This window comes from Geosporobacter ferrireducens, assembly GCF_001750685.1.
Taxonomy (GTDB): Bacteria; Bacillota; Clostridia; order Peptostreptococcales; family Thermotaleaceae; genus Geosporobacter; species Geosporobacter ferrireducens.
On record NZ_CP017269.1, the window covers coordinates 3,937,962 to 3,956,772 of the forward strand.

General features: G+C 42.8%; 10 protein-coding genes, 14 tRNA genes and 4 rRNA genes. 25 read left to right on the forward strand and 3 right to left on the reverse strand.

What is annotated here, in order from left to right; translation table 11 throughout:
- The first annotated feature begins 41 nt into the window (after positions 1 to 41).
- Positions 42 to 158: ribosomal RNA gene (gene rrf, locus Gferi_RS18520) — 5S ribosomal RNA — on the forward strand.
- Positions 159 to 198: 40 nt separating this feature from the next.
- Here rrf (Gferi_RS18520) and ndk read toward each other — a convergent pair.
- The 3 genes from ndk to Gferi_RS28230 form a co-directional block, all read right to left on the reverse strand.
- Entirely contained in the window at positions 199 to 633 is a 435-nt protein-coding gene (gene ndk, locus Gferi_RS18525) for a nucleoside-diphosphate kinase (protein WP_069979123.1), read from the reverse strand.
- 161 nt (positions 634 to 794) lie between these two features.
- A complete protein-coding gene (locus Gferi_RS18530; RefSeq protein WP_069979126.1) occupies positions 795 to 1,973 on the reverse strand; it encodes a pyridoxal phosphate-dependent aminotransferase in 1,179 nt (392 codons plus the stop codon).
- Between the two features lie 142 nt (positions 1,974 to 2,115).
- Positions 2,116 to 2,280 carry a hypothetical protein gene (locus Gferi_RS28230; RefSeq protein ID WP_156782433.1) on the reverse strand — a complete coding sequence of 55 codons (165 nt, stop codon included), beginning with the start codon at positions 2,278 to 2,280 and terminating at the stop codon, positions 2,116 to 2,118.
- A gap of 413 nt (positions 2,281 to 2,693) precedes the next feature.
- On the opposite strand from Gferi_RS28230, the gene Gferi_RS18535 reads away from it, so the two are divergent.
- The 24 genes from Gferi_RS18535 to Gferi_RS18650 all read left to right on the forward strand — a co-directional run bounded on the left by Gferi_RS18535 (position 2,694) and on the right by Gferi_RS18650 (position 18,652).
- Entirely contained in the window at positions 2,694 to 3,728 is a 1,035-nt protein-coding gene (locus Gferi_RS18535) for a M29 family metallopeptidase (protein ID WP_069979128.1), read from the forward strand.
- Between the two features lie 23 nt (positions 3,729 to 3,751).
- Complete coding sequence (locus Gferi_RS18540) at positions 3,752 to 5,344, forward strand: ABC transporter substrate-binding protein (protein ID WP_069979130.1); 1,593 nt, start codon at positions 3,752 to 3,754, stop codon at positions 5,342 to 5,344.
- A gap of 99 nt (positions 5,345 to 5,443) precedes the next feature.
- Positions 5,444 to 6,454 carry an ABC transporter permease gene (locus Gferi_RS18545; protein WP_069979132.1) on the forward strand — a complete coding sequence of 337 codons (1,011 nt, stop codon included), beginning with the start codon at positions 5,444 to 5,446 and terminating at the stop codon, positions 6,452 to 6,454.
- Between the two features lie 18 nt (positions 6,455 to 6,472).
- Complete coding sequence (gene nikC / locus Gferi_RS18550) at positions 6,473 to 7,360, forward strand: nickel transporter permease (protein ID WP_069979134.1); 888 nt, start codon at positions 6,473 to 6,475, stop codon at positions 7,358 to 7,360.
- Positions 7,361 to 7,372: 12 nt separating this feature from the next.
- Complete coding sequence (locus Gferi_RS18555; RefSeq protein ID WP_069979136.1) at positions 7,373 to 9,208, forward strand: dipeptide ABC transporter ATP-binding protein; 1,836 nt, start codon at positions 7,373 to 7,375, stop codon at positions 9,206 to 9,208.
- A gap of 236 nt (positions 9,209 to 9,444) precedes the next feature.
- Complete coding sequence (locus tag Gferi_RS18560) at positions 9,445 to 10,548, forward strand: DUF917 domain-containing protein (protein WP_069979138.1); 1,104 nt, start codon at positions 9,445 to 9,447, stop codon at positions 10,546 to 10,548.
- Positions 10,549 to 10,602: 54 nt separating this feature from the next.
- Positions 10,603 to 11,820, forward strand: coding sequence for a PucR family transcriptional regulator (locus Gferi_RS18565; RefSeq protein ID WP_069979140.1), 1,218 nt, complete (start codon positions 10,603 to 10,605; stop codon positions 11,818 to 11,820).
- A 514-nt stretch (positions 11,821 to 12,334) separates the two neighbouring features.
- Positions 12,335 to 13,853: ribosomal RNA gene (locus Gferi_RS18570) — 16S ribosomal RNA — on the forward strand.
- A 61-nt stretch (positions 13,854 to 13,914) separates the two neighbouring features.
- Positions 13,915 to 13,991 (forward strand) — tRNA-Ile (locus tag Gferi_RS18575).
- A gap of 161 nt (positions 13,992 to 14,152) precedes the next feature.
- A 23S ribosomal RNA gene (locus Gferi_RS18580) occupies positions 14,153 to 17,215 on the forward strand.
- A 63-nt stretch (positions 17,216 to 17,278) separates the two neighbouring features.
- Positions 17,279 to 17,395, forward strand: a 5S ribosomal RNA gene (rrf, locus tag Gferi_RS18585).
- Together the 16S, 23S and 5S rRNA genes with 14 tRNA genes alongside form the textbook arrangement of a ribosomal RNA operon.
- Positions 17,396 to 17,402: 7 nt before the next feature.
- A tRNA-Asn gene (locus Gferi_RS18590) sits at positions 17,403 to 17,477 on the forward strand.
- 4 nt (positions 17,478 to 17,481) lie between these two features.
- A tRNA-Glu gene (locus Gferi_RS18595) sits at positions 17,482 to 17,556 on the forward strand.
- 7 nt (positions 17,557 to 17,563) lie between these two features.
- Positions 17,564 to 17,639: transfer RNA gene (locus Gferi_RS18600), tRNA-Val, on the forward strand.
- Positions 17,640 to 17,646: 7 nt separating this feature from the next.
- Positions 17,647 to 17,723: transfer RNA gene (locus Gferi_RS18605), tRNA-Asp, on the forward strand.
- A gap of 18 nt (positions 17,724 to 17,741) precedes the next feature.
- Positions 17,742 to 17,816 (forward strand) — tRNA-Thr (locus Gferi_RS18610).
- A 6-nt stretch (positions 17,817 to 17,822) separates the two neighbouring features.
- Positions 17,823 to 17,907, forward strand: a tRNA-Tyr gene (locus tag Gferi_RS18615).
- A 16-nt stretch (positions 17,908 to 17,923) separates the two neighbouring features.
- A tRNA-Leu gene (locus Gferi_RS18620) sits at positions 17,924 to 18,007 on the forward strand.
- Positions 18,008 to 18,012: 5 nt separating this feature from the next.
- A tRNA-Gly gene (locus Gferi_RS18625) sits at positions 18,013 to 18,087 on the forward strand.
- Between the two features lie 8 nt (positions 18,088 to 18,095).
- Positions 18,096 to 18,172 (forward strand) — tRNA-Arg (locus Gferi_RS18630).
- 8 nt (positions 18,173 to 18,180) lie between these two features.
- A tRNA-Lys gene (locus Gferi_RS18635) sits at positions 18,181 to 18,256 on the forward strand.
- A gap of 109 nt (positions 18,257 to 18,365) precedes the next feature.
- Positions 18,366 to 18,454, forward strand: a tRNA-Ser gene (locus tag Gferi_RS18640).
- Between the two features lie 37 nt (positions 18,455 to 18,491).
- Positions 18,492 to 18,568: transfer RNA gene (locus Gferi_RS18645), tRNA-Pro, on the forward strand.
- An 8-nt stretch (positions 18,569 to 18,576) separates the two neighbouring features.
- A tRNA-Phe gene (locus tag Gferi_RS18650) sits at positions 18,577 to 18,652 on the forward strand.
- Positions 18,653 to 18,811 lie beyond the last annotated feature (159 nt).

Here is an 18,811-nt window from a genome sequence, read left to right on the forward strand (position 1 = left end):
TGGTTCAGTTTTGAAGGTATATGCCTTCTAACTTCATAAAATCCAGTGACTACAGCGAAGGGGTCACACCTGTTCCCATACCGAACACAGCAGTTAAGCCCTTCAGCGCTGATGGTACTTAGGCGGAAGCGCCTTGGGAGAGTAGGTCGTTGCTGGTTTTAAAAAACCTCAGAAGATTTTCTTCTGAGGTTTTTTATATTACATAGAGATGTTTAAATTTTTAGGAGAAGTTAGTTCTGGAAACCAAATTTGTATCTCTCTTGCCGCAGTTTTAGGACTATCTGATGCGTGTATTATGTTTTTTGTAATGCTGTGGGCAAAATCACCCCGGATCGTACCAGGCAGGGCCTGTTTGGGATCCTTATGACCATTCATAAGACGGATGATTTCAATTACGTTCTCTCCTTCGATTGCCATGACCATCAAATAGCCTTCTGCCATATAACGAATAAGTTCTGCAAAATAGGGTTTATCGATATGCTCTGCATAATGCATCTCTAGAATCGATCTCTCGGGATGAAGCATTTTAGCTGCAATAATACGGAAACCTTTTTTTTCATATCGCCCAATGATTTCTCCTATCAATTTTCGTTCAACGCCATCTGGCTTGATGATTATTAAGCTTTTTTCCATATGTTTATCCTCCTGTTTCGCATATTCATATTGGGAAGTTCCAAGTTACAGACAAAATAAGTATTTTAGATTATACCCAGAAAACATGAAAGCATATACTTCATTCTTTAAATGAGGCATATGCTTTTTATGTTTTTAAGGCTAAAGATGTATTACTGTTGTTAATATTTCTCTATGAAATTTTTGATACGCCGGATTCCTTCAACCAATTCTTTTGTATCACAGGCGTAGGATATACGAATATGATGATCCATGCCAAAAGCGATACCTGGCACGACTGCGACCTTTGCCTCCTCTAACAGTTTGTCAGCAAATGTTACAGAAAAGCTGTCCTGCCGGTGAAATTTAGAAGCTAGTGCAGAAAGATCAATAAAAACATAGAAAGCGCCCTCTGGATATATAAAATCTATACCCTCTATTTCAGAAAGCAAGCTTACCGCAGTATCCCTTCGCTCTCTATATACCGAAACCATGTGTTCCATTTCTTGTTCTGACTGTGTTAATGCTGCTACGGAAGCCCACTGTGAAATGGTGCTGGGATGAGAGATCAGATGGCCTTGAACAGTACTAATTGCTTTTGACAATTCTTTGCTTGCGGCGGTATAACCAATTCGCCAACCTGTCATCGCAGCGGATTTAGACAGGCCATTGACGGTTATGGTAATCTCTTTGGCGGCTTCTGAGAGAGAAGCGGTACTTGTAAAGGTTTCAAGATAACAAATTTTTTCATAGATTTCATCAGAAAGAATATAAATATGATGTTTAAGGCACAGTTCAACCAGTGCTAGAAGTTCATTGCTTGAATAGATAGCACCTGTAGGATTCGATGGATTCGTAAGGATAATGAGCTTTGTTCGTGAAGTGATTTTTTTCTCAATATCCGCAGGGGTAGCCTTAAAGGAATTATTTTCCTGTGTGTCGACGAATACAGGAACGCCTCCTGTCAGCTTTACCATTTCCGGATAACTCACCCAATAAGGTTTGGGAATTAATACTTCATCACCGGAATCTAGTAATGTGATCAATGTATTTGTGATGGCATGTTTTGCACCATTGGATACGACAATTTCGTCAACGGAATAGAAAAGGTTGTTCTCACGTTGTAATTTTTCTTGAATAACTTTTCTAAGATCTAAAAGACCTGATGCAGAGTCATATTTTGTTAGATTTGAACGGATTGCTTCATAAGCGCCCTCTTTGGCTTCGGTTGGTGTAGAAAAATCAGGCTCCCCAATACTGAGATTTATAATGTCTTCGCCTTGCTTTTTTAACTCCTTTACTTTGGTGCTGATGCCAATCGTAAAGGAAGGTGTAATCGTTTTTAATTTAGCTGATAACATAAATAAGCCTCCTTAGTTTTTACTACTATTAATACTGTATAGGAAATATGAAATTTATGCAATGTACTCTTGCAATAAAAATAAAACAAAACCCCAGAAAGTTTCAAAGGGGTTTGATTAGTTGTCAGTACTAAATATTCTGTTAATCTTTCTTATAGCTGTTAATTCTTTCGTTTCTGTTTTTCTCCATGATGGAATAGGCTTTTGTATATGCATCGAAATGATTGCTCATCGTTTTGTACTCTTTTTTTCCAATATCTTTTTTGTAGGAGATTTCCTTTTTCTCAGGAATATGCTCTTTTTTCATATTAAGGCCTCCCTTAGATCAGATCAAATTATATGCTAGCTGATAAGATAATACAGACTAAAACATAAAATGTATATTTATACACATAATTTTATAAAAAATTCTAGGATTTGTAAATAGAAAAATTAATTTTTATGCAAAAAATTATTTGCTGTCGCTGCTCTTAAAAGAATTGAATACCGCTGCTTTCAGGGGTGGGATTTAATTTAATATACTTCGGCGGCGAAAGGGAGATTTTGTAAATCTTTGCAATCATAAGGGTTCGAATAAAATGCGGATCACTAATTGGTTTGTAAATTGAACAAAGAAATTGGGTTTATTTTATAGATATTACAAAAACAACTTTAAAAGAATATGTTATAATCATATAAAAATTTAAATAATTATAACTATTTACAAAGGGGGGACTGTTTATGTATGAATATGAACTGACTTTAGCGGCAAGGAGAATAGTGGAAGACATGCTGCATCTTAAAAAGAGCGAGACTTTTGTGATTACAGCAGATACGGAGTCAGATGACAAAGTTGTTGATGCAGTAGCAGGAGCAGCCTATGCGGTAGGTGCAAAACCATTGGTGATAAAGATACCGGCTCCTGGAGGAGTTGGAAAGGCAGCAGATCCTTCGATTCCTGTTGAGGCTTTATCAGCAGTTTTATGTCGTGCAGATGCATGGGTTGAATTTAATAATCAGTGGCTCTTATATTCTACTCCCTTTGAAATAGCTGTTGAGAAAAATAAAGCTTTGAGATATCTCTGTCTTGTTGGGATGAATAGGAATATGATGGTGCGTACGATCGGAAAAGTAAATCAAGTACTACTATCAAAACTATTAAACAGGCTGGCAGACATGAACAGACAAGTACAACGAATGAAAGTAACCACACCGGCAGGTACGGATTTAGCTTTTGAAATGGAGCCAAGCTACAGCGTGATCTGTGATGATGGGAATGCTTCTCTGCCTGGAATTCATATGCTTGGGGGACAGATCAGTATATTTCCAAAATTTGAGACGATAAATGGGACACTTGTATTTGATGGAGCCCTGTCTCCTCCCTGTGGACTTCTAAGGGAGCCTGTCAAGATGCAAATAGAAAAAGGGAGAATTGTTGAAATTAAGGGAGGAACACAGGCAGGAGAATTCCAAAGCTGGCTAAAGGCATTTGATGATCCAAATATGATGTGCTTGGCGCACTGCAGCTATGGATTAAATCCAGGGGCTAAGCTAACGGGAAACATATTAGAAGATGAGCGGGTATGGGGCTGTATTGAATGGGGAATCGGATATGTTAGTGCCCTTGATGCCCCTCCGGGTATCGATGCTAAATCTCATACAGATGGAATTTGCTTGAATGCATCCGTGTGGCTAGATGATGTGCAAATTTTTGACAAAGGGGGAATTATACAAGCCGAATTAAAGAAATTGGCGGATGAATTGAGCTGTGGATAATTAAAAAGTTAAGGAGGAGTATTATGAAAATTTATAAAAGCTTTAAAATTCTCTTGATGCTTGTGTTGATACTAATGCTGATAAACGGATGTGGTCCTAAAAATGCCGGCATGAGTGGTGTTAAAGAAGAAAATGATAAACCTAAAATAGCATATTATGCTTACTCAACAGAGCCATTTATCGATTTAGACCCTAGCGTAGAATACTCTAATGGGATTGTCACATTACATAATATTTATGAAACTTTAACGAAATATAACCATAAAACCCAAAAGGTAGAACCGTTGCTAGCAGAGAGTTGGGAATCAAGTGAAGATGGAACCCATTGGAATTTCAAGCTAAGACAAGGCATTAAATTTCATGATGGAGCCATCTTAAATGCAGAAGCTGTTAAAAAATCGCTAGACCGAACTATTGCAATGAAAATGGGGGCCGCCTACATTTGGGATTCTGTGAAGGAAATTAAAGCAACTGATGAATATACTGTAGAATTTGAGTTAGATTATGCTGCTCCAATAGATTTAATCGCTAGTGCGGCATATGCTTCGTTTATTATGTCACCAAATGTAGCGGAAAAGGACAGCACATGGTTTAATGAAGGGAATGAAGCCGGAACAGGGCCTTATACACTTCAAAAGGCTACAAAGGGAGAAGAAGTTGTACTGGCAAAATTCGATGAATACTGGAGAGGATGGAAGGAAAACCAGTATGATCGCGTAATTATTAAAAAAATTAGTGAAAGCACTTCAAGAAGACAATTAGTAGAAAAAGGTGATGCTCAAATTACGACTTCGTTATCCACTACAGATATAAATGCACTGAAAAATCATTCAAATTTGGTAGTAACAGAGGCAGCTTCATGGAAAAATGTAATGGGATTTTTAAATACACGGAAAAAGCCGCTAGACAATGCGGATTTTAGGAAAGCCTTGAGCTATGCATTTCCCTATGAAGAGATCGTAACGAATGTTAAGGAGAATCAAGCTAGTCAGTCCTATGGGCTTATCCCAGAAGGCCTATGGGGACATGATGCATCTCTGCCTCAATATCACTTTGACTTAGATAAGGCAAAAGAACTGCTGGAAAAATCAGGTGTAAAGGCAGAGGGACTAAAATTAGAGATGACACTTACAGCAGGTGCTGAAGCCCATCGTAATGCGGCGCAGCTCTATCAGGTAAATCTGAAAAAGTTAGGAATAGATTTAGAAATCAGAGAAATGAATTGGGATAGTGTATGGGAAAAATCTAAGAGCAAAAGCCCTAATGATCGTCAAGATATACTGGTGATGTATTGGTGGCCGGATTTTCCAAGCCCAATCAGCTGGTTATGGAGTTTGGTTCATTCTGAAGAAAATATTTTATTCAATTTATCTTATATCAATAATCCAAAGCTGGACGAAATGATTGAGCAAGGCGACCAATTGTCAGCTGTTGACAGAGAAAAATCAGAGGAATTATTTAAACAAGTACAAAAAGAAGTGATTGAGCAGGCTTATCAGATTTTCATGTACGATGATAAAACCATTTGGGTAACCAATAAGAACTTTAAGGGATTTGAATCAAACCCTTCCTATGAAGGCGTTGTATTCTTCTATGATACTTATTATGAGGAATAATCCCCTGGAAGAACATAAGACTGACTTATCGGTCTTATGTTCTTTATACATCATAAATGTGCCTATTATCTGTGGTCTTAAGTAATGGAGGAGGCGGCGATGGGAGCATATATAAGAAAAAGAATACTGCTTGGATTCATTGTTTTATTTGGCGTTGTAACGATTACTTTTTTAATAGCCAGGATCATCCCTTCCGATCCGGCGGCAAAGTGGGTTGGATCTAGAGCTACGCAACAGCAGATTGAAAATGCTAGAGTTGAATTAGGCTTAGACAAACCTTTAGTTATTCAATTTGCAAGATATGTAGCGCAGTTAATCAAAGGAGATCTCGGTTATTCTCTAAGAACGCATCAGCCGATTACAAAAGAACTGGCTGGCTTTATTCCAGCTACACTAGAACTGGTGCTGTTGTCATTCGGGTTGGCCGTATTAATAGGGATCCCTCTAGGGATTTATTCTGCAAAAATGAAGGATAAATGGCTGGACCATATCAGTAGATTATTTTCTATAGGGGCGGTGTCTCTGCCTACGTTCTGGGTAGCCCTTTTTTTCCAACTGGTTTTTTACAATTATTTAGGGATACTCCCACTTGGGGGAAGAGTTAGCACACAAACAACCATTCTTTATGACTTGCCCAAAATTACAGGAATGCTGTTGTTTGATAGTGCGATAACAGGACAATGGGATATTTTTATCGATGCATTCAAACATATTGTATTGCCGGGTATTACGGTGGCGCTATATCCAATCGGACTGGTAGCAAGAATGACCCGGTCTGCACTTCTGGAGATTCTTAATGAAGATTACATCACAGCTGAACGTTCTTATGGGTTAGCGGAAAGTAGAATATTGTGGATTTTTGCGTTGAAAAATACCCTTGGACCAACAGCTATTGTGCTTACATTGTCATTAGGATATACATTAGTCAATACATTTTTGGTAGAGGCAATTTTTAGTTGGCCGGGGCTGGGCAACTATGTGGCGACTTCTGTTGTCACACTGGATTATCCTGCTATTATGGGAGTAACGATTTTCTCTGCAATTTGCTATATTCTGCTAAACTTAGCTGCAGATATTATGATTGCGCTAGATCCTAGAGTAAGACTGTAGGAGGGGTGATAATACTTTATGAGAATAATATCCACTGAGACATTAAAACCAAGAATAAAAGAAATAAGATTCTCTCTTTACTTGCTGCAAAGGAACAAACTAACACAGATGGCGCTGTTTATTGTTATCGGGTTATTTATTACGGCATTGATAGCACCTTATACCGTACCTTATCCCAGTCATATACGTGATGAGGCAATACCATCGAAAAAGCTGCTTGAACCATCTGCACAGTTTTACTTTGGAACGGATGAATTGGGAAGAGATATTTTCAGCCGAGTATTATATGGGACCAGAATTTCTTTGAATACGGCTATCCTATCCGTTGGATTGGCACTATTAATAGGGGTTCCACTGGGGGCCATTGCCGGTACGATTGGAGGATGGATTGACGAATTGATTATGAGGATTACAGATATTTTTTTAAGCTTCCCCCCATTACTGTTGGCTATTGCCATTGTATCTGTGATGGGACCTAGTCTTCAGAATGCAATGCTGGCGATCGCCCTATCCTGGTGGCCGTGGTATACAAGACTGGTAAGAGGGCAGGCGATATCACTGAAGGAAAGGAAATTTATTCATGCAGCAGAGGCAATCGGAACCTCCCCAGCCAAGATCATTTTTAGCCATATCATTCCCAACACTATATCTCCGGTGATTGTGCAGGCATCAATGGATATGGGCGGTGTAATTTTAACTATTGCATCTCTGAGTTTTCTTGGATTAGGAGCTCAATCACCAACCCCTGAGTGGGGCTTGATGATCAGTACCAGTCGCAATTATTTTTTAAATGCATGGTGGTATAGCGTTTTTCCTGGGATAGCCATTTTTATTACGGTTTTGTCCTTTAATCTGCTAGGTGATGGATTTAGAGAAATTTTAGATCCTAAAACCAGAAAGAACTAAGGGGGAGTTTCTTTGCATACATACTTTGAAGTGAATAATCTGAAGGTGAATCATAAAACCTTTGAAGGGAGCCGTAGGGTTTTAGATATCGATAGCATTAAAATTCAAAAAGGAAAAACTTACGGAATCGTAGGCGAAAGTGGAGCGGGAAAGACTGTATTCGCATTGGCCATAATGAAATTACTTCAGTGTCCTCCAGGAGAAATAGAAGGGGGAGAAATTTTGTTTGAGGGTGAAGACCTGCTGAAAAAGTCGGAACGTGTGATGCAGCAAGGAATAAGGGGCAGAAAGATTTCTATGATTTTTCAAGACCCCATGTCTACATTGAATCCTGTTTTTACAGTAGGCTATCAAATTATACAGGTTATAAAAAAGAAGGAGAAAATCCGTGAAAAAGAAGCCTATAAAAAGGCAATTGAAATGATTGATACGGTAAAACTTCCGGATGCCGAAGACATTATGAGAAAATATCCACATCAATTAAGTGGAGGACAAAGACAGCGGATTATCATTGCAATGGCGCTGGCGTGTGGCGCAGAATTTATTATAGCTGATGAGCCGACGAGAAATCTTGATGTTACGATTCAAGCCAGTATTTTAAAGACTTTAAAAGAACTTCAGGATAAGTTTCATGTTACGGTATTATTTATTGCCAACAACCTAAGCCTTGTATCCGCTTTTTGCGATGAGATAGGAATTCTGTATGATGGAAGGATTGTCGAGCAAGGAGAGGTTAAAGAAATACTGAGACAGCCAAAACATGACTACACAAAGCTTCTTATTGAGTCTGCTACAAAAGAAAGGTTTGAAAGGGAGAATACAGCTATAGAACAAGAAGTAATATTAGAGGTTAAAGGGCTAAAAAAATATTTTCCGGTGAAAAAAGTATTTGGCAGTGATCGTGAAGCCTGCGTTAAGGCGGTTGATGAAGTCGATTTTGAGATCCATAAGGGACAAGTTTTAGGGATTGTTGGTGAATCCGGATGTGGAAAATCAACATTGGTTAATACCATATTAAATCTGCATAGGCCGACTTCGGGAAAAGTTTTTTTTGATGGTGTAGATATGTTTGCACTTCATAAAAATGATCTGCGAAAAATCCGAAAAAATATCCAAATCGTTTTTCAAGATCCATATTGGTCTTTAAATCCTCGTTGGCTAGTTAAGGATATTATCTCAGAGCCGCTCCACGTCCATGAAAAGCTAGGCGGCAGTAAGATTTTAACAAGGGTGGAAGAGTTGTTGGAAATGGTCGGGCTGCCGAAGGATGCTGCATTTAAGTATCCTCATGAATTTAGCGGAGGGCAAAGACAAAGGATCGCCATAGCAAGATCTTTGGCTGTAAATCCCAAATTGGTTGTGTTGGATGAACCTACTTCTTCGATAGATATTTTATCACAGGCTCAGATATTAAAGCTTTTAGATGAATTGAGAGAAAAATTGAAATTAACCAATATTTTGATTTCCCACGATTTGAGCGTTGTACATTATATGTCTGACAAAATCATTGTGATGTATTTAGGAAAAGTTGTTGAGTGTGGTGAATCGGAAGAACTGTTTCAAAATCCACAGCATCCTTATACACAAGCCCTGTTCAATTCGATTCCCGGTATCGACAGTGAAGGGCTGGAATCCTTAACAACAATTGATGGAAATGTACCTAGTGCCATCAATCCTCCGGCAGGATGCCGATTCCATACCCGTTGTCCAAGGGTCATGGAAATATGTAGGACAGAGGAACCTGGGATGCAAGGCGTCCAAGGACAGCATTATGCTGCATGCTTTTTATTGTCCTCAAAAGGTACAAATAGCATAAAAAACAACAATTATGGGACTGTAGGTATGTGATGCAGAAGTTTAATCTAAGGTCATTCATTTTCTTGCTTTCAATGGGTAGGAGACAACCTGTCGTTAGTGCCGGAAATATAGCTGGCAGACAAAAGGTCTTCTCCTGAAAAAGTCATATATTGTAGGGGACGGCCTCGTGTCGTCCCGAATAAAATTAGGATTCTCAGTCACACATCTATACTGCTGTCGAAGCATATATACTTTAGAAATGATTTTATATTTAGGAGGGTTAATGAATGAAAAAATTAAATAGACAGGACTTAGTTGATATTTTATATGGATGTACAATCTTAGGAACTGGAGGCGGAGGCAGCCTGGAAAAAGGAATTGATAAGATTGATCAGGCATTGAAACTAGGTAAAGAATTTGTACTGGTAGATTTTGATGAATTGCAGGAGGATGATTTAATTGCAACGCCTTACGCTTGTGGTGCAATCTCCCCTGAAACAGAAGAAGAAAGAAAAAAATACGAAAGGCTCCCTATTCACCCAGAAGAACCGCAGGTGCTTGCATTGAGAGAAATGGAGAAATATCTAGGGCAAAATGTAAAGGCAGTTATTTCTACAGAACTAGGCGGAGGAAATACAGCGATTGCTTTCTACAGCGGAGCAATGGCCGGCAAGTATATTGTTGATGGCGATCCTGCTGGACGATCCGTACCGGAATTACAGCATTCCACCTACTTTCTAAATGATATTCCTATATATCCAATGGCAGTGGTAAATCAATTTGGAGAAGCTGCTGTGATCACAAAAGTGGTTGATGATTATCGCGCTGAAGCTCTGGTACGTTCTTTGGCAATTGTAAGTAAAAATAATATAGCAGTAGTAGATCATGTGCAAAAATCAAAAGAATTAAAAAATGCTGTTATCAGAGGCGCTATATCCTATGCATGGCAGCTGGGAAAAGCATACCGTGAGGCAAAAGAGAGTGAATTGAATGTAGTAGAGGCAGTGATTGAAGCTGGAAAGGGAGTAGCGCTGTTTAAAGGAAGAATCAGGTCTAATGAGTGGGGAACAGTGGATGGCTTTACCGTTGGAGATGTAATAATAGAAGGAATTGAGGATTTTGAAGGAGAAGAATATAAAATCTGGTATAAGAACGAAAATATCATCGCTTGGAAAAATGGCAAGATTCACACGACAGTACCAGATTTGATTTGTATCATGGATGTAAAAAGAAATGAACCTATTATTAATCCGTATTTTATAAAAGGAATGAAAGTAGCTGTATTTGCATTGCCTGCGCCAGAGGAATGGACCACGCCAAAAGGTTTAGAAGTATTTGGCCCCGAGAGCTTTGGTTTCGACGTAGAATGGAAACCCATTTGTAAAGGATAAGGCCGCAGTGCACGATCTAATAGGATTTATAGTCTTAGGGCTGGGGGGAGAGGAATGTACATTACAGTAGCTGATGCTTTAAAGCTGCCGTCATTTCAAAATGCACAGGTAGTAGCAGGAAGTGGAGGGCTGGATAGAAAAATCTATCGTATAAGTGTTGCTGAGTGCCCGGAGTTTCCTATTGATATAGAGACAGCTGGAAAAGACAATCAACTATTTTCAAATGGTGATTTTTTTATATCTAGCATGTTTGCGATTAAAGATACCCCTGATTTGTTGTTGGATACGGTAAAGCTTTATTATCAGTTCAATTCCAGTGGATTAATTGTGGTGCGTAGATACTTTGAACTGCTTCCACAGGAGGTAGTGGATTATGCAAATGAGGTAAATTATCCATTAATTATGTTGCAAAGAACTACCGCCTATGCAGATGTTATCAGTGATGTTATGAAGGCTATTCTTTCGCAACAGAGTAATTATACCGCGGTTTCACTGATAGATCAGATTCTAAATGGACATCATTCTGAAGAAAAAATAGAAAAGCTTGCCTATACCCTAAATCATAATTTCGCTCCTAATATTCTGGTCTATTATATTCAATGCTCAAATCAGTTGGCAAACAAAACAAATCAGCTAGTAAGCAATATCAATAGTGAAAATTCCTTGTTTGCAGTTAATTACTACAACAATATCATTGTTTTTCATACATCTGAAAATGAATTTAATACAAAGCATATACATTATATAAGAGAAAAAATTATTCAAACTGTGACAAAATATATGACGGATTACCATATAGGAATAAGTGAGGCTTATAAAGGATTGAGATATATTAAAACCTGTATGCAAGAAGCATTGATAGCTTGTAGGGTTTGTCGTATTATCAACTCCACAGTAGAGAGCTATGAAAAAATCGGAACCTATCGACTATTGCTCGAGATTAATAACCTTTCTGCATTAAAGGGATTTTATGAACAGTTTGTTCTTCCCATAAAAGAATATGACCATGGAAAAAAAGGTGAATTATTTAATACGATGATTTCTTTTGCTCAAAATGATGGAGATATTAAGAAAACGGCGCAGGAACTTTTCCAGCACGAAAACACAATACGTTATCGACTAACGAAAATTAAACAATTACTCAACTCACAAGACGATAATTTAAGATTTTATGAAAGTCTCGCGGTCGTTTATAAAATATATAGGATATTATCCAGCACGGAAGAAGTCGAGTGTGATGGAGTGAATAGAGAATCCTGTAGCATCTCATAAATAACAATATAGAAAAAGTAGACATGACCTGAAGGACACGTCTACTTTTTGTTTACAACAAGGGTGTATAATTACATTATGTAAAGAGAACAGATGTAGGGGTGATCCATAAGGGGTTACATAATATACCAATTGACATAATTGATTCTACATGGTAAGATGATTTTTGTCGTCATCGCGAAGACTTAGAAAAAACTGGTGGTTGACGACGGGGTTTTAAGATGGTAAGATATATCTTGTCGTCACTGCCGAAGATTAACAAAAACTGGTGGTTGACGGAAGTGCAAGAAGATGATAAGATATTCTTTGTCGTCGCCGAAAGAAAGGTACTAAAAACTACCAAGAAAAACGGTGTTGACATAAGATGAGAAATGTGGTAATATATTTAAGTCGGTGTCACTAAGACGCCAAAGCAAATTGGTCTTTGAAAACTAAACAGTGTAAGAATTAAAGCCAGCAAATATAGCGCGTAAGCGCAAACCCGTTCAATATAATTTGAACGAAGCGAGCATTTTTATTTGAGAGTTTGATCCTGGCTCAGGATGAACGCTGGCGGCGTGCCTAACACATGCAAGTCGAGCGGGATTGTGGAGTAGCTTGCTACGAAGCAATCTAGCGGCGGACGGGTGAGTAACGCGTGGGCAACCTGCCCTATACAGGGGGATAACACACCGAAAGGTGTGCTAATACCCCATAACACCGATGCTTCGCATGGAGCGCCGGTCAAAGATTTATCGGTATAGGATGGGCCCGCGTCTGATTAGCTAGTTGGTGAGGTAAAGGCTCACCAAGGCGACGATCAGTAGCCGACCTGAGAGGGTGATCGGCCACACTGGAACTGAGACACGGTCCAGACTCCTACGGGAGGCAGCAGTGGGGAATATTGCACAATGGGGGAAACCCTGATGCAGCAACGCCGCGTGAGCGATGAAGGCCTTCGGGTCGTAAAGCTCTGTCCTAAGGGAAGAAGAATGACGGTACCTTAGGAGGAAGCCCCGGCTAACTACGTGCCAGCAGCCGCGGTAATACGTAGGGGGCAAGCGTTATCCGGAATCACTGGGCGTAAAGGGTGCGTAGGCGGCCGATAAAGTCTGGGGTGAAAGGCTACGGCTTAACCGTAGTAAGCCTTGGAAACTTATTGGCTTGAGTGCAGGAGAGGTAAGTGGAATTCCTAGTGTAGCGGTGAAATGCGTAGATATTAGGAGGAACACCAGTGGCGAAGGCGACTTACTGGACTGTAACTGACGCTGAGGCACGAAAGCGTGGGGAGCGAACAGGATTAGATACCCTGGTAGTCCACGCCGTAAACGATGAGTGCTAGGTGTCGGGGGCGACAGCCCTCGGTGCCGCAGCTAACGCATTAAGCACTCCGCCTGGGGAGTACGCTCGCAAGAGTGAAACTCAAAGGAATTGACGGGGACCCGCACAAGCAGCGGAGCATGTGGTTTAATTCGAAGCAACGCGAAGAACCTTACCAGGACTTGACATCCTCCGCATTAGCCGTAACGGGTGAAATCCCTTCGGGGACGGAGAGACAGGTGGTGCATGGTTGTCGTCAGCTCGTGTCGTGAGATGTTGGGTTAAGTCCCGCAACGAGCGCAACCCTTGTCTTTAGTTGCCAGCAGGTGAAGCTGGGCACTCTAGAGAGACTGCCGGGGATAACTCGGAGGAAGGTGGGGATGACGTCAAATCATCATGCCCCTTATGTTCTGGGCTACACACGTGCTACAATGGCTGGTACAACGGGAAGCGAAGGAGTAATCCGGAGCAAATCCTAAAAGCCAGTCTCAGTTCGGATTGTGGGCTGCAACTCGCCCACATGAAGCTGGAGTTGCTAGTAATCGTGGATCAGAATGCCGCGGTGAATGCGTTCCCGGGTCTTGTACACACCGCCCGTCACACCATGGGAGCTCAGGGCACCCGAAGTCAGTGGGCTAACCGCAAGGGAGCAGCTGCCGAAGGTGAAATGAGTGACTGGGGTGAAGTCGTAACAAGGTAGCCGTATCGGAAGGTGCGGCTGGATCACCTCCTTTCTAAGGAGCTAAGGCTTTTTCTTACACTGTCTAGTTTTGAGAGACTAATGTCTTTCAATATGGGCTTATAGCTCAGGTGGTTAGAGCGCACGCCTGATAAGCGTGAGGTCGGAGGTTCGAGTCCTCCTAAGCCCACCAAAATAGAAGCAAGAGGCCAGAAGCGAGAGGTGAGAAAAAACCTCAAGCTTAGGGAAAAAAAGAGAACGGCCCGCAGAGACGGGCTTTTATTCTCGCATCTTGCGTCTAGTAAATGTACCTTGAAAACTGAACAATGAAGAGAGAATCAAAATACAATTTCTGGTCAAGTTATAAAGAGCATAGGGCGAATGCCTTGGCACCAGGAGCCGAAGAAGGACGCGGTAAGCTGCGATAAGCCTCGGGAAGCCGCAAGCAGGCATTGATCCGGGGATTTCCGAATGGGGGAACCCAGCTGGGGTAATACCCAGTTACCCACTACTCAATCCATAGGTAGTGAGGAGGCATACCAGGGGAACTGAAACATCTAAGTACCCTGAGGAAGAGAAAGAAAACTCGATTCCCTAAGTAGCGGCGAGCGAAAGGGGATTAGCCCAAACCAAGAAGATTTCTTCTTGGGGTTGCGGATATACTCATTAAGAGATGGCGGTTGTAGTCGAAGCGGTCTGGAAAGGCCCACCATAGGAGGTAAGAGTCCTGTAGATGAAACGACTAAAGTCTTGAGTATACTCCAGAGTACCACGAGACACGTGAAACCTTGTGGGAAGCAGGGGGGACCACCCCCCAAGGCTAAATACTACCTGGTGACCGATAGCGTATAGTACCGTGAGGGAAAGGTGAAAAGAACCCCGGGAGGGGAGTGAAAGAGAACCTGAAACCCTATGTTTACAAGCAGTGAAAGTCCTTTATACGGACGATCGCGTACTTTTTGTAGAACGGGCCAACGAGTTACGGTATGCAGCAAGGTTAAGCTGTTATGCAGCGGAGCCGCAGCGAAAGCGAGTCTTAAGAGGGCGATACAGTTGCATGCCGTAGACCCGAAACCGGGTGACCTATCCATGAGCAGGATGAAGCGGAAGTAAAATTTCGTGGAGGTCCGAACCCATGTCTGTTGAAAAAGGCTGGGATGACTTGTGGATAGCGGAGAAATTCCAATCGAACCCGGAGATAGCTGGTTCTCCCCGAAATAGCTTTAGGGCTAGCCTCAAATGAAGAGATGCGGAGGTAGAGCACTGAATAGCCTAGGGGCCCTCACCGGTTACCAAAGCTTATCAAACTCCGAATGCCGTATTCTTATATTTGGGAGTCAGACTACGTGAGATAAGTTTCGTGGTCAAAAGGGAAACAGCCCAGACCGTCAGCTAAGGTCCCAAAGTACAGGTTAAGTGGAAAAGGATGTGGGATTGCACAGACAACTAGGATGTTGGCTTAGAAGCAGCCACTCATTTAAAGAGTGCGTAATAGCTCACTAGTCGAGTGATCCTGCGCCAAAGATGTCCGGGGCTCAAACCTGTCACCGAAGCTACGGCTTGATGTAGAACCAATAGTATTCTTTAGGAAAATCCCTAACGGGATGAAGGACATCTTCGCGAAAGATTTCGAGCTTACCTAAAAGAGCGAGAAAACTTACGCCAAGATCCAAAAAGCTAAAACCTAGAGGGTAGTACTGGTTCTACATCAGGGGTAGGGGAGCATTGTATGCGGGTAGAAGTCACACCGTAAGGAGTGGTGGACTGCATACAAGAGAGAATGTTGGCATGAGTAGCGAGAGGTGGGTGAGAATCCCACCCGTCGAAAACCTAAGGTTTCCTGAGGAAGGTTCGTCCGCTCAGGGTTAGTCGGGACCTAAGCCGAGGACGAAAGTCGTAGGCGATGGACAACAGGTTGAAATTCCTGTACCACCGAAGATTGTTTGAGCAATGGGGTGACACAGGAGGATAGGTCATGCGCACCGTTGGTCGTGTGCGTCTAAGCCCGTAGGGAGTTAGGATAGGCAAATCCGTTCTAACAATCCTAAAAGGTGATGGGGAGTGAAATTTAAGTAGCGAACTGACTGATTCCACACTGTCAAGAAAAGCCTCTAGTTAGATCCAGGTGCCCGTACCGCAAACCGACACAGGTAGGTGAGGAGAGAATCCTAAGACGAGCGAGAGAACTATTGTTAAGGAACTCGGCAAAATGACCCCGTAACTTCGGGAGAAGGGGTGCCACGGTAGGGTGTTAAAGCCCGAGGTGGCCGCAGAGAATAGGCCCAAGCGACTGTTTAACAAAAACACAGGTCTCTGCTAAGTCGAAAGACGATGTATAGGGGCTGACGCCTGCCCGGTGCTGGAAGGTTAAGGGGACGTGTTAACCGCGAGGTGAAGCACTGAACTTAAGCCCCAGTAAACGGCGGCCGTAACTATAACGGTCCTAAGGTAGCGAAATTCCTTGTCGGGTAAGTTCCGACCCGCACGAAAGGCGTAACGATTTGGGCACTGTCTCAACAATAGACTCGGTGAAATTGTAGTACCAGTGAAGATGCTGGTTACCCGCAGCAGGACGGAAAGACCCCGTGGAGCTTTACTGTAGCCTGACACTGGATTTTGGTATTGCATGTACAGGATAGGTGGGAGACTTGGAAGCTTGGACGCCAGTCTAGGTGGAGTCAACCTTGGGATACCACTCTTGTAATACTGGAGTTCTAACCATAAGCCGTGAATCCGGCTTTGGGACACTGTCAGGTGGGCAGTTTGACTGGGGCGGTCGCCTCCCAAAAAGTAACGGAGGCGCCCAAAGGTTCCCTCAGCGCGGTTGGAAATCGCGCGTAGAGTGTAAAGGCAGAAGGGAGCTTGATTGCGAGACGTACAGGTCGAGCAAGGACGAAAGTCGGGCTTAGTGATCCGGTGGTTCCGAGTGGAAGGGCCATCGCTCAACGGATAAAAGCTACCCCGGGGATAACAGGCTTATCTCCCCCAAGAGTCCACATCGACGGGGAGGTTTGGCACCTCGATGTCGGCTCGTCTCATCCTGGGGCTGTAGTAGGTCCCAAGGGTTGGGCTGTTCGCCCATTAAAGAGGCACGCGAGCTGGGTTCAGAACGTCGTGAGACAGTTCGGTCCCTATCCGCTGTGGGCGCAGGAAATTTGAGAGGAGCTGTCCTTAGTACGAGAGGACCGGGATGGACGTACCTCTGGTGTATCAGTTGTTCCGCCAGGAGCACGGCTGAGTAGCTATGTACGGACGGGATAAGCGCTGAAGGCATCTAAGCGCGAAGCCCCCCTCAAGATTAGATTTCCCATCCGCAAGGAGTAAGACCCCAGATAGACTATCTGGTTGATAGGTCGGAGGTGTAAGGGCAGTAATGTCTTCAGCTGACCGATACTAATAGGTCGAGGACTTGACCAAATGTATTTTTTCTCTAACTTCATGGTTCAGTTTTGAAGGTATATGCCTTCTAACTTCATAAAATCCAGTGACTACAGCGAAGGGGTCACACCTGTTCCCATACCGAACACAGCAGTTAAGCCCTTCAGCGCTGATGGTACTTAGGCGGAAGCGCCTTGGGAGAGTAGGTCGTTGCTGGTTTAGGCATTCCAGAGTAGCTCAATGGTGGAGCACCCGGCTGTTAACCGGTAGGTTGAGGGTTCGAGTCCCCCCTCTGGAGCCATTAAGGCCCATTGGTCAAGCGGTCAAGACACCGCCCTTTCACGGCGGTAACCCGGGTTCGATTCCCGGATGGGTCACCAATATTAAGGTCGCATAGCTCAGCTGGGAGAGCACCTGCCTTACAAGCAGGGGGTCATAGGTTCGATCCCTATTGCGACCACCATTAAAATGGCCCGGTAGTTCAGTTGGTTAGAATGCCAGCCTGTCACGCTGGAGGTCGAGGGTTCGAGCCCCTTCCGGGTCGCCATTTTATATTTAATATCATGCTAGTGTGGCTCAACGGTAGAGCAGCTGACTTGTAATCAGCAGGTTGGGGGTTCGATTCCCTTCACTAGCTCCATTTTTCGGAGGAATTCCCGAGTGGCCAAAGGGGGCGGACTGTAAATCCGTTAGCTGAGCTTTCGGTGGTTCGAATCCACCTTCCTCCACCAATTTTGATATATACATGCGGGTGTGGCGGAATTGGCAGACGCACTAGACTTAGGATCTAGCGCCACGTGCGTGGGGGTTCAAGTCCCTCCACCCGCACCAATTTTGCGGAAGTGGCTCAGGGGTAGAGCATCGCCTTGCCAAGGCGAGGGTCGCGAGTTCGAATCTCGTCTTCCGCTCCAAAAAAAATGTGCCCATAGCTCAGCAGGATAGAGCAACGGCCTTCTAAGCCGTGTGTCCGGGGTTCGAATCCCTGTGGGCACGCCATATATTATGACCCATTAGCTCAGCAGGTAGAGCACTTGACTTTTAATCAAGGTGTCCCGCGTTCGAGCCGCGGATGGGTCACCAAAATGAGAAGTGAGGAATCAGAGGTGAGAAGTGAGAAAAGATTTTTAGGTTTGCTTCAAAGAAGTTACCTTAATTCTGACCTCCGGCCTCTAACTTCCAACTTCTATAGGGAGAGGTGTCCGAGCGGTTTAAGGAGCTGGTCTTGAAAACCAGTGACTCCGAAAGGAGCCGTGGGTTCGAATCCCACCCTCTCCGCCATAATACTGCAGTTTAGTGTAGTATAGCAATAATGAATCGGGGTGTAGCGCAGTTTGGTAGCGCATCTGGTTTGGGACCAGAGGGCCGCGGGTTCAAATCCTGCCACCCCGACCATATAACTTGCCCAGATAGCTCAGTCGGTAGAGCAGGGGACTGAAAATCCCCGTGTCGGTGGTTCGATTCCGCCTCTGGGCACCATTAAATAAAAATAGCACGATGAAATTCATGCTATTTTTATTTTGTCTAAAATGAATGAATTATGCAATAAAAACAGGACTTGTTGGAAAAATTTACATCTGCTAAAGCTATTGACGATTTGTTAAAAATGTGATATATTATCTATTGTCACTTTAACAG

Coding starts and splice junctions, on each gene's coding strand:
- ndk (WP_069979123.1), bottom strand. CDS start 633: ATGGAAAAAAGCTTAATAATCATCAAGCCAGATGGCGTTGAACGAAAA.
- Gferi_RS18530 (WP_069979126.1), bottom strand. CDS start 1,973: ATGTTATCAGCTAAATTAAAAACGATTACACCTTCCTTTACGATTGGC.
- Gferi_RS28230 (WP_156782433.1), bottom strand. CDS start 2,280: ATGAAAAAAGAGCATATTCCTGAGAAAAAGGAAATCTCCTACAAAAAA.
- Gferi_RS18535 (WP_069979128.1), top strand. CDS start 2,694: ATGTATGAATATGAACTGACTTTAGCGGCAAGGAGAATAGTGGAAGAC.
- Gferi_RS18540 (WP_069979130.1), top strand. CDS start 3,752: ATGAAAATTTATAAAAGCTTTAAAATTCTCTTGATGCTTGTGTTGATA.
- Gferi_RS18545 (WP_069979132.1), top strand. CDS start 5,444: ATGGGAGCATATATAAGAAAAAGAATACTGCTTGGATTCATTGTTTTA.
- nikC (WP_069979134.1), top strand. CDS start 6,473: ATGAGAATAATATCCACTGAGACATTAAAACCAAGAATAAAAGAAATA.
- Gferi_RS18560 (WP_069979138.1), top strand. CDS start 9,445: ATGAAAAAATTAAATAGACAGGACTTAGTTGATATTTTATATGGATGT.
- Gferi_RS18565 (WP_069979140.1), top strand. CDS start 10,603: ATGTACATTACAGTAGCTGATGCTTTAAAGCTGCCGTCATTTCAAAAT.